The following is a 13365-nucleotide window of genomic DNA, read 5'->3' as shown; positions in this document are numbered from 1 at the left end:
GGGCGGGCATGGGAGACCACCTCTGTCCGCCGCGACGGATGGAACAAGTACGGGGGTTCTCATGACTGAATGCACACGTGTGCTCCGAGCCGGGCCGCAGGACAGCGACGCGGACCATATCCGGAGGCACGAACGTCGGAACGCATTGCATACGCTCGTCGGTCTGCTGGAACTCGCCGAGCACGACGGGACGGACCCGGAACCGCCCCTCTCACGGGTGGAACAGCCGCTGCTCCGGGCACTGCTGGTCGGAAAGACCCTGACGGCCGCGCGGCAGGGGGTACGGCTGCGCCTGGGTGAAGAATCGGCTCTCCGCCAGGGCCCGGCCCGCCCGGACGACCTGCTCACGGTCCTCGGCAATCTCATCGACAACGCGCTCGACGCGGTCCTCGAACACTCCCACGGCGAGCCGTGGATCGAGGTGGAACTCCGCGAGGAGGGCGAGGAGCACGACGGGAACGGGGAGGACACGGTCGTCGAGATACGCGTCACGGACAACGGACCCGGGGTACCACCGGGGAGCCGTCGGTGGATCTTCGGCAGCGGCGCGTCCACCAAGCGGCACACGGACAGCCGGCACGGCGGCCTCGGCCTCGCCCTCGTCCGGAGCGTCGCCGAACACCGGGGCGGAACGGCGACGGTGGCCGCCCGGGAGGGCGGCGGCGCGGCCTTCACCGTACGGCTGCCCTCGCGGCCGCGCGGCACCGAACGGCGTGCCTCGTGATCGAAGTACTCGTCGTGGACGACGACTTCTACGTCGCGGAGATCAACGCACGCTATGTCTCGAAGGTCCCCGGCTTCCATGTGGCGGCCACGGCGCACACGGCGGCCACGGCGCTCAGCACCGTCGAACGGGGTGGCATCGATCTGATCCTGCTCGACCACTACCTGCCGGACGAGAGCGGACTGTGCCTCACCCGCCGGCTGCGCCGGCTCAGCCGGGACATCGACGTGATCATGGTGACGGCGGACCGGCGGCCCGCCTCGGTCCAGGAGGCCCTGCGCGCCGGGGTCCTCCAGTACATCGTGAAGCCGTTCACTCCCGACGCGCTGCGCACCAAGCTGGAGGCGTACGCGCAGTTACGCGGCTCCCTCGGCGACGTCGAGATGGACCAGGACCGGATCGACCGCATCCTCGGCACCCTGCGCACCTCGTCCACCGTGAACCCCATGCCCAAGGGATACACGGAGCGGACCGCCGAACTGATCCGGCAGATCGTGTCCCGGACCGGCCAGCCGGTCTCGGCGCACGAGGTGTCGGAACAGGCGCGGGTCAGCCGGTCCACCGCGCAGCGGTACCTCAAGTACCTGGAGGAGACGGGCAGACTGCGCCTCACGCTGAAGTACGGGGACAGCGGCCGCCCCGAACACCACTACTCCAGCGCGTGACACCGCCGCCGCCGCGGCAGCGTGCGCGGCGGCGCGCGAGGCGGCGCGCGGGGCGGCGCGGCGGCTCATACCGTCGGACCGCCCGCGCCGCGTACCCGCAGCTGGAACTCCAGGTGGCCCACGGCGGCCCGCACGGCGTCCACGGCCTCGTCCGCGGTCGGCGCGACGGCCCGCGCACAGGCGACCCGTGACTCGGACGACTTGAGCGGACCGACCTCGGAGCCGGGGCGGGCCAGCACGGTCACCTCGGTCACGCCGGGGGTGGCACGTGCCTCGTCGAGCCCCGTCACGTCGCCGAGCACCCCGGACACGCCGAGGGCCGCGAACCAGATCGCCGCGTGGCGCGGCTCCCGCGGCTCGGCGAGCGTTGCGCGGACGCCCGGCAGGACCTTCTCGCCGAGCGTCTGCCGCACGGCGCAGTCGTCGAGGTCGACGCCCGTCGCGTCGAGCGTCAGGGCGGGTATCAGGTCGCCGCCCATCCGGACGTGCGTCTCGATCACCCGGGGACCCGCGTCGCCCAGGACGATCTCGGTGTGGGTGGGGCCGAACTCGACACCGAGGGCGTCCAGTACGCGCCCCACATACGCCTCGATCTCCCGCAGCCGCTCGGCGGGAAGTCCCGCAGGTGTCACATGGCCGAGTTCGACGAAGGTCGCCGGGTCCGAGAACTTGCGGGTGACGGCCACCACCTGGTGCTCGCCCAGCTCGGAGAACGCCTCGACGCTGAACTGCGGTCCCGCGTGGAACTCCTCGACCAGGACGCCCGAGTTGGACAGGCCCAGATAGCTGCCGCCGGCCTGCTCGAACGCCTCGGCCAGCTCGCTCTCGTGGGTCACCCTGGCGACCCCGGCGCTGCCCGAGCCGGAGATCGGCTTCACCACGCAGGGCGTGCCGTGCTCCTGTACGAAGGCCCGCAGTCCGTCCGGGCCGGCGACACGGGCGTGCGCGGTGGAGTCGACGCCCGCCTCGCGCAGCCGGGCCCGCATGGCCTCCTTGTCGTGGACCAGGGCGACCGTGTCCACGCGGTGGCAGGCCAGGCCGAGTGCCTCGCCGATCGCCGCGTACCGGTCCTGGTCCCGTTCGCCGAAGGTGGCTATCCGGGTGAAGGGATGACGGGCGTGCGCGGCCGCGGCCAGGTCGATCCACTCCTGGTCGGGGGCGTCGCCCCGGACGCCGATGACCCGGGCGTTGCCACCGGGTTCGCGGACCTTTCCGATGTAGTCCAGCTGGACGATCACCGATGTCTCGGTGCCGGGCACGGCTCGGCGCAGCCGGTCCGGGAAGTCGCGGCCGGTGCCGACGACCAGTACGTGCTCAGACATGACAGCTCATCTCCGCTCTCTAGCGCCATTCGGCGGTCGCGTACCACCAGTCCAGGAGGTCGGCCAACCGCTTGCGGACCTCCTCTGCCGTCCCCGCGCCGACGAACGCGCGGGCCGCGGCGTCGGCCACATGCTCCACGCCCTGCCGCCGCGTCCCGGCCTCCAGCAGCGGCGTCACTTCCGATCCCGGGACCGGGCACGGCTCCGCCGGCGGTACGAATGTGCCGTGCCCGGGCGGGAGGAGCACCCAGCCCAGCGCGGTGGCGGGGGCGGCCGGCTGGTGCGCGAGGGCGAGGCCGGAGCCGCACTGGGCGCGGAGGCCCTCCCGGGCCAGCTGGATTCCGAAGGACCGCTCGTACGCCTCGGCTATCAGGGCGCCGCCCGCCCGGCAGGCTGTCTCGCAGAGCACGGGCACGCCGTCCGCGCCGATCCACCCCTCCAGGTGGAAGGCGAGCGGCAGGGGGGCCGCGGGCAGGGCGGCGACCACATCGGCGGCGAACCGCATCAGTACGGCGGTGCGGTCGTCGTCCGGGGCGAGCAGCACGCTGCCGACGTGCGTCTGGTCGCGTACGCGTTCCGCGAGTCCGCCGCTGTACTGGCCCGGCCAGGCGTGGACGAGTCTGCCGTCCCGCATGATGCCGTCCACATGGAAGAAGTCGGCCCGTACGAAGCTCTCGGCCATCCACTGGCCCGGCAGGTAGGGCACGTCGGATGTGCGCTGCCGGTCGAGGAAGGCGGTCACGTCCGCCATGGTGTGCAGGATCGCGACGCCCTCGGCGCCCGCGCCGGAGCGCGGCTTCACCACGACGGGGAAGCCCTCCGCGTCGATGAAGTCGAGCAGGTCGAGCGGACCGTCGAGCGCGGCGAACGCGGGCACGCGGATCCCGGCCTCGCGTGCCAGCCGCTTCATGACGACCTTGTCCCGGTAGGCGAGGGCGGACCGGGTGTCCTGGCCGGGCAGGCCGAGTCGCTCACGCAGCCGGGCGGCCCGCAGGACGTCGCTCTCGCTGGTGCTGGCGACGAGGTCGACGCCGTGCTCCCGGGCGGCCTCCTCGGCGGCCCGCTCGGCGGCCCAGGAGTGGTAGTCGTCCACGAGCAGATGGCGCGGGAAGTGCTCGGCGAGGACGTCCTCCGCGCCTTCGACCGCCTTGGGCGTGGTGACCAGGACGATGCTGTCGGCGGTGTCGTCCAGCCAGTCCTGGAGCGGGCGCTTGGCCAGCGGCTGGCGGGACAGCAGCAGAACTTCGGGCATGGCTCAGATCCTTGCGGGCGTGGAGGAGGCGACGGGCCGGAGGCCGCCGTGGAGGTGGACCAGGCTGTCCCCCGGCACCCCTTCCCTGACGTGCTCGACGGCGCACACCACGAGGTGGTGGTCGCCGGCCCGGACCTGCTGGTGCCGCGAGCAGACCAGCCAGCAGAGGCAGTCGTCGAGCAGCGGCACCCCGTGCGGGCCGGTGTGCCATCCGGTGGGCGGGGCGAACCGGTCTGCGCCGGTGGCCGCGAACCGCTCGGCCAGGCCGGACTGGTGCGCGCCGAGGAGCTGCACCCCGAACCAGTCGCAGTCCTTGATGGCGGCCCAGGTGCTGGAGGTGTCGGCCAGCGCGAAGGAGACCAGGGCCGGCCGCGCGCTGATGGAGGTGAACGACGTGATGGTCACCCCCGCGGGGCCGGCGGTGCCGTGCGCGGTGAGCACCGCGACCCCGGACGCGTGGGGCCGCAGTACGGAGCGGAGGGCCGTCGCTTCGACGGTCACGGCCTGGCCCCCGCGGTGGTGGTGAAGGCGGGGCGGGGCAGCCCGAGGTTCTCCCGGAGCGTGGTGCCCTCGTACTCGGTGCGCATCAGTCCGCGTCGCTGCAGCTCGGGGACGAGCAGGTCGACGATGGCGTCCAGGCCGTCCGGGTGGTAGTCGGGCATGATGTTGAAGCCGTCGGCGGCCTCGTTGACGAACCAGTCCTCCAGCTCGTCCGCGATGGTCTCCGCCGTGCCGAGGAGGAAGCGGTGGCCGCGGCCGGCCGCCACGGACAGGTACAGCTCCCGGATGGTGAGGCCCTGCCGGCGGGCCTGCTCGTAGATCATCTGCTGCTTGCCGGTGGAGCCCTCGGTGGGCGGCAGCTCGGGCAGCGGGCCGTCCAGCGGGTACCCGGAGATGTCGACCATGCCGAGCTGGTACGAGAGCATGCCGAGCCCGACGACCGGGTCGACCAGGCTCTGCAGGGTGGCGTACTTGTCCTCGGCCTCGGCCAGGGTGCGGCCGACCACGATGAACGCGCCGGGCAGGATCTTCACCTGGTCGGGGTCGCGGCCGTGGTCGGCGACCTGCTTCTTCAGCCCGCGGTAGTAGGTCTGCGCCTGGTCCAGGGTCTGCTGGACGGTGAAGACGACTTCGGCCCAGGCCGCGGCGAAGTCCTGGCCGTCGGGGGACGACCCGGCCTGCACGATCACCGGGTGACCCTGCGGCGGCCGGGCCACATTGAGCGGGCCGCGCACCTGGAAGTGCTCGCCCCGGTGCCCGAGGATGTGCAGCTTCTCCGGGTCGAAGAAACGCCCGCTCTCCTTGTCGTACAGGAAGGCGTCGTCCTCCCAGCTGTCCCACAGCCCGGTGACGACGTCCATGAACTCCCGCGCCCGGTGGTAGCGCGCCGCGTGCTCCGGCTGCCGGTCCAGATTGAAGTTCCGCGCCTCCGCGTCGGTCGCCGAGGTGACGACGTTCCAGCCGGACCGGCCCCCGCTGAGATGGTCGAGCGAGGCGAACTGGCGGGCCACCGTGAACGGTTCGTTGTACGTCGTGGAAGCGGTGGCCGTCAGTCCTATGTGGGTGGTGTGCACGGCCAGCGCCGACAGCAGCGTCAGCGGCTCGAAGTGCACCATGCGGCCCTGACGGCTCAGTTCGTCCGCGTCCCGGTACTTGGTGCGGACCCCGGCCCCGTCGGACAGGAAGATCATGTCGAACTTGCCACGCTCGGCGGTCCGCACCAGCGAGCGGTAGTAGTCGAAGTCGAGTCCTCCGTCCGGACGCGCGTGGGGATGACGCCAGGCGGCGATGTGGTGGCCCGGCGCGGGCAGGAACGCGCCGAGCTTCATCATGCGGCGTTTCGGGCTCACGTGATCTCCAATGCGGCAGGTGTACGGGCTTGGGGTCCGGCACCGGACGGCCCGCCGGCGTCAGCCGGGACGGCGTAGGCCGAGGCGGCGTCAGCCGAGCAGGCGTCAGCCGAGCAGGCGTACGGGCGAACCCCCGAGGAACGCCTGGATGTCCTCGACGGCCTGGCCGTAGTAGGTGCGGTAGTTGTTCTCGGACACATAGCCGAGGTGCGGGGTCGCGAGGAGGCGGGGCGCCGAGCGCATCGGGTGGTCGGCGGGCAGCGGCTCGATGTCGAACACGTCGACCCCGGCCCCGGCGATCCGGTCCTCGCGCAGCGCGGCGAGCAGGGCGTCCTGGTCGACGATGGCCGCCCGGGAGGTGTTGACCAGATAGGCGGACGGCTTCATCAAGGCCAGTTCCGGGGCTCCGAGCAGGCCCCTGGTGCGGTCGCTCAGCTTCAGGTGCACGGAGACGAAGTCGCCGCTCTCCAGCAACTCCTCCTTGGAGGCGGCGAGCTGCACGCCCACCTCGTCGGCGCGCTCCTTGGTGAGGTTCTGGCTCCAGGCCACCACCTCCATGCCGAAGGCGAGGCCCACCCGGGCCACCAGGCCGCCGATCTTTCCCAGGCCGAGCAGTCCGAGCCGTCGGCCGTGCAGATCGGCACCGACCGTGGACTGCCAGGGGCCGCCCTCACGCAGCGCGTTGTTCTCGGTCACGATTCCCCGCGCGAGGCCCAGGAGCAGCGCCCAGGTCAGCTCCACGGGCGGGGTGGAGGAGCTCTTCGTGCCGCAGACGGTCACACCGTTGCGTTCGGCGGCCGCGTAGTCGATCGACGAGTTGCGCATGCCGGAGGCGATGAGCAGCTTGAGCCTGGGCAGCCGGTCCAGCAGCGGGGCCCGGAACGGTACGCGTTCGCGGAGGGTGACGACGATGTCGAAGTCGGCGAGCGCGGTGGCGAGTCGGTCCTCGTCGGTGAAGTGCTCGGTGAAGGTCGTGATCTCCACCTGGTCCCGGACGGGGCTCCAGTCGGCGACGGTGGTGGCGATGTTCTGGAAGTCGTCGAGGACGGCACAGCGCAGTCGCATGTCAGTTCTCTCCGTAGTGAGTGCGGTTGGGGCCCGCTCCGAGGCCCGGGGTCTCCGGCAGCGTAATCACGCCGCGATCGACGGTGGCGCCCGAGAACGGATCGTCGACCAGGCCGACATGCCCGTCGAGGTCGAGGTGGTCGGCGAGACCGGCCAGCTGTGCCATGGCGGTCACGCCGAGGGAACTCTCCAGCTTGCAGCCGAGCATGATCTGGAGTCCGCCGTGCCGGGCGAGCGTGATCATCTCCCGGGCGGCCCGGAGCCCTCCGCACGTGATCAGTTTGATGTTGACGCCGCTCACCCGGCCGCGCAGCCGCAGGACGTCGGCGGGACCCGAGCAGTCCTCGTCGGCGAAGACCGGCACCGGCGACCGCTCGTGCACATACCGCAGGTCGTCGAGGGCGCCGGGGGCGACAGGCTGTTCGAGCAGCTCGACGCCGTGCCGGCGCAGTTCCCCGGCGACCCGCAGCGCCTGCTCCGGCGTCCAGGAGCCGTTGCCGTCGACGCGGATGCGGCCGCCGTAGACGGAGCGCAGGACTCCGGCGCGCCGGCCGTCGTCGTCGGGGGTGAACTTGAGCTTGATGACCGGCCAGTCGGCCAGCTCGCGGGCCCGGGTGACGAGTTCGGCGTCGTCGCAGGCCCCGATGGAGACCGCCGTCGGTGCCGTCGGCAGTCCGCCGAGGCCGAGGAGCCGGTGCAGCGGCTGCCCGGTGGCCTTGCCGAGCAGGTCGTGCAGGGCCAGGTCCACGGCGGACAGTACGGCGGCCGAGGTACCGGCGGCCGTCAGTCGGCCGAGGGCTCGGCGCAGCTCGTACGGCGAGGCGTCCCGGAGCAGGGGTGCGCGGGCGTCGACTTCCGCGGGGTCGGCGCCGCGTGCGGTGCCGTATCCGGTGAGGCCCTCCCAGGCGAGCTCCACCACGCTCTGGCGTACGGCGGTGGTGACGCCCGTGTTGCCGGCGAAGGGCTCCTTGAGGGCGATCGAAACCGTACGGTGCGTGAGCCTCACGCCAGTACCTCCTCGAAGGCGGCGACGGCCCCGCACGCCTGCCGGAACGTCAGGTCGCGGAAGCCCTCGGGCTCCACGGGCACCGCTGGGTCGCGCGGCGTACCGTCCGCGAGCACGCCGCTGCCGGCCCTGAAGCGGCCTCGCACATAGTCCGAGAGGCGTTCGCCGTGGGCGGTCAGCCAGGTGAGCGCCGTCTCGTAGGCGTCGTCGGGACCGGCCGCGAGCACGGCCCCGAACAGGTCCCCGAGGACCTCGGCGTCGCGGGGCGACGTGCTGGGCGGACAGAGCATGAAGACCTGTGCGGGCAGCAGGACGAAGCAGAGCGGGTTCGCCTGCTCGAAGTGGTGGACGAGCGGGCTGGTGATGGCCCGCAGCGACCTGACCGTGGACCGGCGCGCCAGATAGCCGCCACGCCGGGGCGGGCAGCCGGCCATGGCGCGGGCACCCCAGTGGAGATGGGTGATGAACGGGCTCTCGGGCGACGCGGCTCCCGACGGCCTGTCCGGGTGGTGCATGTCCAGGAGGGCGAAGAGCACATTGGTCAGTTGCAGCGACATGACCGGAAGGACCGGCGGCATGTCGTTCATGCGCCCGAAGAACCAGCGGGGTTCGACCAGGGCGCGCACCGCCAGGAGAGCCGCTTCGGCGAGGGCCCGGGCGGACGCGTAGCGGTGCCCGTCGAGCAGGTAACCCGCGCCGTCCTGGACCAGGTCGCAGCGGGCCACCTCGCCGTCCAGCCGTACGGCGTGGCTGATCAGCTCCGAGAGGCGGGTGCTCTGTCTGCGCTCGCCGTCGGCCTGTTCGACGAGCAGCGTGAGCATGTCGGTGACCAGGGGGCCGTTGTCCACCAGGGCGGCGGCCCACTGCTTGAAGCGGTAGCCGGGAATGGCGAGCATCCGCCGCCAGTGCAGTTCGACCAGCGGGACGAGCTCCCCGTCCACCTCCGCCTGCGTCAGCGGGCAGAACAGCGGGCGGCCGCGGTCACGGCGGGTGAAGCGCCGCCCGTCCCAGGTGTGGAGGGGCAGGAGGTGCCGCCGACCCTGGTCGATCAGCGAACCCGGCTGGTACGCCTCGTCGCCGCCCTCGGTGTCGGCCTCGGTGCGGGTGAAGCCGTAGATGAGCGGGTAGCCGTGGCCGCCGCCGCAGATGGCCGTGTTGAAGTCCATGGGGCCCGAGCGGCCCAGCGCGATGTCCTCCCAGTTGCCGAGGTGGCCGGTGCGGGGCGGCAGCAGCCCCTCATGGCGGCGCAGGAGTTCGAGGAGCGTGCCGATGCGCACGTCGTGGGTGCCGACGTGGACGGGGACGAAGGACTTGGCGCCGGCGGCGAGCGCGTCCGCGTCGCCCGCGGCCCGGAGGCCCAGCTCGTCGAGCAGTCGGCCGCCGGCCGGCTGCCCGCCCGCCGTCTGCCCGTTCGGGTGCCGGTTCATCGCGCCTCCCCGGCCCGCAGCCGCCCGAGGAGATACGGCAGGGTGCCGCCCGCCAGCAGGACGTCCCACTCGCCCGCCGAGTGGACGTCGGCGCGTGCGGTGAAGGAGATCCCGCCCGCGGTGACGACCGCCTCGCCGGTCTCGCGCACCCGGTCGAGCGCCAGGTCGTACTCCTCGTGGCCGGTGAGGCCCAGGCCGGTCCAGCTCCGCCCCTCGGGGAGGAGCAGGGGCAGGATGCCCATGGCGCAGAGGTTCGCGCGGTGGATGCGCTCGAAACTCTCGGCGAGGACCGCCCGGACGCCCAGCAGCCAGGGGCCCTTCGCCGCCCAGTCCCGGGACGACCCCATGCCGTAGCTCCGTCCCGCCAGCACGACCAGGGGCGTGCCGGCCGCCGCGTAGCGCTCTGCGGCCTCGAAGACGGGCAGCCGCTGCCCGCTCGGCAGGTGCAGGGTCGTGCCGCCGCCGTCGCCGTCGCCGACGAGGTGGTTGCGCAGCCGCGGGTTGCTGAAGGTGCCGCGGGCCATCACCTCGTGGTTGCCGCGCCGCGAACCGTACGAGTTGAAGTCGCGCACCCCGCGCTCGCGCAGGTGGCGGCCGGCGGGCGAGTCGGCCGGGATGGCGCCGACCGGTGAGATGTGGTCGGTGCTGATGTCGTCTCCGAGCGCCAGCAGCGCCCGGGCGCCGGTGAGCGGGCCGGAGCGGCCGGTCGCGTCGACGTAGGCGGGGGGACGGATGTACGTGGAGTCCTCGTCCCAGCCGAACGTGTCGGAGCGGGGCGCGGTGACGGCCTCCCATTCCGGCTGTGGGCCGTCGTCGGCGGCGAACACCTCAGGTGTGACGAACGCGGCCTCCAGCTCGGCGAGTTCGTCGCTGTCGGGCCAGAGGTCGCGGAGGTGGACGGGCCGGCCGTCGCGGCCGGTGCCGAGGGGCTCGCTCTCCAGGTCGGCGCGGACGTGGCCGACCAGGGCGAGGGCGACGACGAGAGCCGGTGAGGCCAGGTATCCGGCGCGTACCTGGCTGTGCACCCGCGCTTCGAAGTTGCGGTTGCCGCTGAGTACCGCGGCCACGGTCAGGCCGTCGCGCTCCACGGCGTCGCCGACGCCCTCGTTGAGGGGGCCGCTGCCGCCGTTGCAGGTCATACAGCCGTATCCGGCGACGTGGAAGCCCAGCTTCTCCAGGTCGGCGAGGAGTCCGGCGTCCCGCAGATAGCGGGTCACGGCCCGGGAGCCCGGGGAGAGGCTGGTCTTGACGTGGGCGGGCACGGTCAGTCCGCGCGCGACGGCCCGCCGGGCGAGCAGCCCCGCCGCGAGCATGGCCTTGGGGTTGGAGGTGCTCGTGCAGGAGGTGATGGACGCGATGACGAGGTCGCCGTCGGTGAGCCCGTCGGCGTGCCCTTCGGCGTGCCCTTCGGCGTGCCCTTCGGCGTGCCCTTCGGCGTGCCCTTCGGTGAGCCCGTCGGCGGTCCGTGGCGCGCCGGGGTGCAGCGCGGCGAAGGAGCCGGGGAGTTCGGCGAGGGAGATCCGCTGGTCCGGGCGGCTGGGGCCCGCCAGGTTCGGCCCGACCTCGCCGAGGTCGAAGTCGACGACCCGGCCGAACCGGGGCTCCACGGTCCCGTCGTCCTCGTTCAGCAGCCGCTGCTCCCGGCAGTACTCCTCGACGAGGGCCACGTCCGGCGCGGGGCGGCCGGTCCGCCGCAGATAGTCCAGGACCTCCCGGTCCACCGGGAAGAAGGCGGTCATGGCGCCGTACTCGGGGGCCATGTTGGCGATGGTGCAGCGGTCGGGCGCCGACAGCGCGGCCACGCCGGGTCCGGTGAACTCCAGCATCATTCCGCGTACGCCGTGTTCGCGCAGCCGCCGCGTCAGCGCCAGGACCACGTCGGTAGGCGACGTGCCCGGGCGTACGGCACCGGTGAGGCGGACGCCGACCACCGGCGGGATGCGGATCGGCTGGGCCAGGCCCAGCATCAGGGCCTCCGCCTCCAGGCCGCCGACGCCCCAGCCGAGTACGCCGAGGCCGTTCACCATGGTGGTGTGGCTGTCGGTGCCGATCACCGTGTCGGGGAACCGGAGCCCGTCGGGCCCGTCGGCGACGACGGTCGCGAGGCTTTCCAGGTTCACCTGGTGGACGATGCCGCGGCCGGGCGGGATGACCCGGAGTCCGTCGAAGGCGCCCTCGGCCCACTTGAGGAACGCGTACCGCTCCTTGTTGCGGTCCATCTCCAGCGCCTCGTTCAGGGCGAGCGCGTCGGGCCGTCCCGCCCAGTCCGCCTGTACGGAGTGGTCGACGACCACGTCGACGGGCAGCGCCGGGTTGACGCGCCCCGGCTCGGCCACGCGGGCGCGCAGGGCGGCGAGGTCGACCAGGAGCGGGATGCCGGTGTAGTCCTGCACGAGGACGCGGGCGGGCCGGAACGGCATCTCCAGGGCGGGGTCCTCGCCGAGCGCCAGCCGCTTGCCGAGCGCCGCGGCCTTCTCCGGCTCCCCCGCGCGCAGCAGCGCCTCCAGCAGGACGCGGCCGGTGTACGGGACCGAGCCGAGGTCGAATCCGCTCCCGTCGGCGAAGCGCGGCAGGCTGTACAGTCCGGCCGGCCGCCCGGCGAGCCGAGTTCGGGTGATCATGGAGGGTTCACTTCTCTCTCGTGCCATGGCCGTTCAGCGGACCGCCTCCGGGAACGCGCGACCGCGCGGCCCCACATAGTCGAGCAGCGGCCGGATGAGCACGTTGTTCGACCGCTGCTCCAGCGCCTGCGCCACCCAGCCCGCGGTGCGGCCCACCACGAAGAGGGGCACGGCCAGATCGTCCGGCAGGCCGAGCAGCCGGTAGGCCAGTCCCGCGTAGAGGTCCACGTTCGGCGCGACGCCGTGCCGGTGGTACGGCCGCATGGCGGCGGCCACGGCGTCCAGGATCTCCAGGCCCTCGGTGTCGCCGCGCTCCTCGCTCAGCTCGACGGCCGTGGCGCGCAGATGGCGTACGCGCGGGTCCTCCGTACGGTAGACGCGGTGGCCGAAGCCCATCACCGGCTCGCCCCTGCCCTGCAGCTCGGCCACGTACGCGGCGGCCCGCCCGGGGCTGCCCACCTGGTCGATGAGGCCGACGACGCGTTCGGCCGCCCCGCCGTGCACGGAGCCCGCGAAGGCCGCGACGGCGGCGGTGACCGCCGCCGTCATACCGGCGCGGCATCCGATGGCGACGCGGGCGGTGAACGCCGAGGCGTTGGAGCTGTGGTCGGCGTGGACGATGAAGCCCTTGTTGATGAACCGCACCGCGGCGGGGGTGGGCCGCTCACCGAGCAGCGCGGTCAGGAACGCCTCCGCGTACGACGTCTCGTCGTCGGGTATGAGCGGTTCGCGTCCGCCGCGGAAGGCGTGGTGCGCGGCGACGATCATCGGGACCTGGGCGATCAGCGCGACGCCGGCCTCGCGGGCCTGCTCATACGTCTCGTCGGTGCCGGGCTCGCGCCGCGGGCCCCACGCGCCGAGCGCCGAGACGCAGGTGCGAAGCGCCTCCATGGGATGGGCGTGCGCCAGCGAGCGGGCGATGTCGAGGACCGGTCCGGGCAGGGCCCGGGCGGCGCGCAGCTCCTTCTCGAACGTCTCCAGGGTGGTGGGGTCGGGGAGTTCACCGTGGACCAGGAGGTACGCGACCTCCTCGAAGGAGGCGTGCGCGGCCAGGTCGTGGATGCTGTAGCCGCGGTACTCCAGCGTCCCGGCCGCGCCGTCGATGCGGGTGATCGTGGTGTGGTCGAAGGTGACGCCCTCCAGACCGCGGTACACGGTGGCGCGGTCCCCGGCCTCGGGGGCGGCGGAGGGCGGGGCGGGGACGCGGCCGTCGGCGAACTCGCGGATCGCCGGGACGGAGCGCAGGGCGAGTGTGAGCTCGTCGTCGACGGGGACGCCGTACGCCTCTTCCAGCGCCACCATCAGCGAGACATGGCCGAGCGAGTCCCACTCGCTGATCGACTGGTACTCGAGGCTGTCGGTGACGCGGTCCTCGGCGATGCCGAGGGTCCGGGCGACGAGCCGGTCAACGCTGCTCATGGTTCCCCTCCTGC

General features: G+C 72.9%; 11 protein-coding genes. 2 read left to right on the top strand and 9 right to left on the bottom strand.

The window, feature by feature from the left end:
• Positions 1-145 precede the first annotated feature (145 nt).
• Together FVS66_RS26255 and FVS66_RS26250 are read left to right on the top strand one after the other, a co-directional pair.
• Positions 146-724, top strand: a complete 579-nt coding sequence (locus FVS66_RS26255) for a sensor histidine kinase (protein WP_187645702.1) — start codon at positions 146-148, stop codon at positions 722-724.
• Positions 721-1389: a response regulator gene (locus FVS66_RS26250; RefSeq protein ID WP_149183699.1), complete on the top strand. Its 669-nt coding sequence runs from the start codon at positions 721-723 to the stop codon at positions 1387-1389. Before FVS66_RS26255 ends, FVS66_RS26250 begins: the two co-directional genes overlap by 4 nt.
• A gap of 65 nt (positions 1390-1454) precedes the next feature.
• On the opposite strand, the gene FVS66_RS26245 is transcribed toward FVS66_RS26250, so the two are convergent.
• The 9 genes from FVS66_RS26245 to FVS66_RS26205 all read right to left on the bottom strand — a co-directional run bounded on the left by FVS66_RS26245 (position 1455) and on the right by FVS66_RS26205 (position 13351).
• Entirely contained in the window at positions 1455-2711 is a 1257-nt protein-coding gene (locus tag FVS66_RS26245; RefSeq protein WP_149183698.1) for an ATP-grasp domain-containing protein, read from the bottom strand.
• A gap of 19 nt (positions 2712-2730) precedes the next feature.
• Complete coding sequence (locus FVS66_RS26240) at positions 2731-3963, bottom strand: hypothetical protein (RefSeq protein ID WP_149183697.1); 1233 nt, start codon at positions 3961-3963, stop codon at positions 2731-2733.
• Positions 3964-3966: 3 nt separating this feature from the next.
• Positions 3967-4464: a flavin reductase family protein gene (locus FVS66_RS26235; protein ID WP_149183696.1), complete on the bottom strand. Its 498-nt coding sequence runs from the start codon at positions 4462-4464 to the stop codon at positions 3967-3969.
• Positions 4461-5813 (bottom strand): LLM class flavin-dependent oxidoreductase, encoded by a 1353-nt coding sequence (locus FVS66_RS26230; protein ID WP_316248220.1) that lies wholly within the window; start codon positions 5811-5813, stop codon positions 4461-4463. The genes FVS66_RS26235 and FVS66_RS26230 overlap by 4 nt, the downstream gene beginning before the upstream one ends.
• 105 nt (positions 5814-5918) lie before the next feature.
• Positions 5919-6878, bottom strand: a complete 960-nt coding sequence (locus FVS66_RS26225) for a D-2-hydroxyacid dehydrogenase family protein (RefSeq protein ID WP_149183695.1) — start codon at positions 6876-6878, stop codon at positions 5919-5921.
• A 1-nt stretch (position 6879) separates the two neighbouring features.
• Positions 6880-7884 (bottom strand): enolase C-terminal domain-like protein, encoded by a 1005-nt coding sequence (locus tag FVS66_RS26220; RefSeq protein WP_149183694.1) that lies wholly within the window; start codon positions 7882-7884, stop codon positions 6880-6882.
• Positions 7881-9311, bottom strand: a complete 1431-nt coding sequence (locus FVS66_RS26215; protein WP_149183693.1) for a DUF6025 family protein — start codon at positions 9309-9311, stop codon at positions 7881-7883. The genes FVS66_RS26220 and FVS66_RS26215 overlap by 4 nt, the downstream gene beginning before the upstream one ends.
• On the bottom strand, positions 9308-11932 hold the full coding sequence (acnA, locus tag FVS66_RS26210) for an aconitate hydratase AcnA (RefSeq protein ID WP_222946984.1): 2625 nt from the start codon (positions 11930-11932) through the stop codon (positions 9308-9310). The genes FVS66_RS26215 and acnA overlap by 4 nt, the downstream gene beginning before the upstream one ends.
• Before the next feature lie 33 nt (positions 11933-11965).
• On the bottom strand, positions 11966-13351 hold the full coding sequence (locus tag FVS66_RS26205) for a citrate/2-methylcitrate synthase (RefSeq protein WP_149183691.1): 1386 nt from the start codon (positions 13349-13351) through the stop codon (positions 11966-11968).
• Positions 13352-13365 lie beyond the last annotated feature (14 nt).

The sequence above is a fragment of the Streptomyces sp. TRM49041 genome (genome assembly GCF_008271805.1).
Classification (GTDB): Bacteria; Actinomycetota; Actinomycetes; order Streptomycetales; family Streptomycetaceae; genus Streptomyces.
The sequence above is the reverse complement of the archived record's forward strand: the minus strand, read 5'-3'. Positions and strand labels throughout refer to the sequence as shown.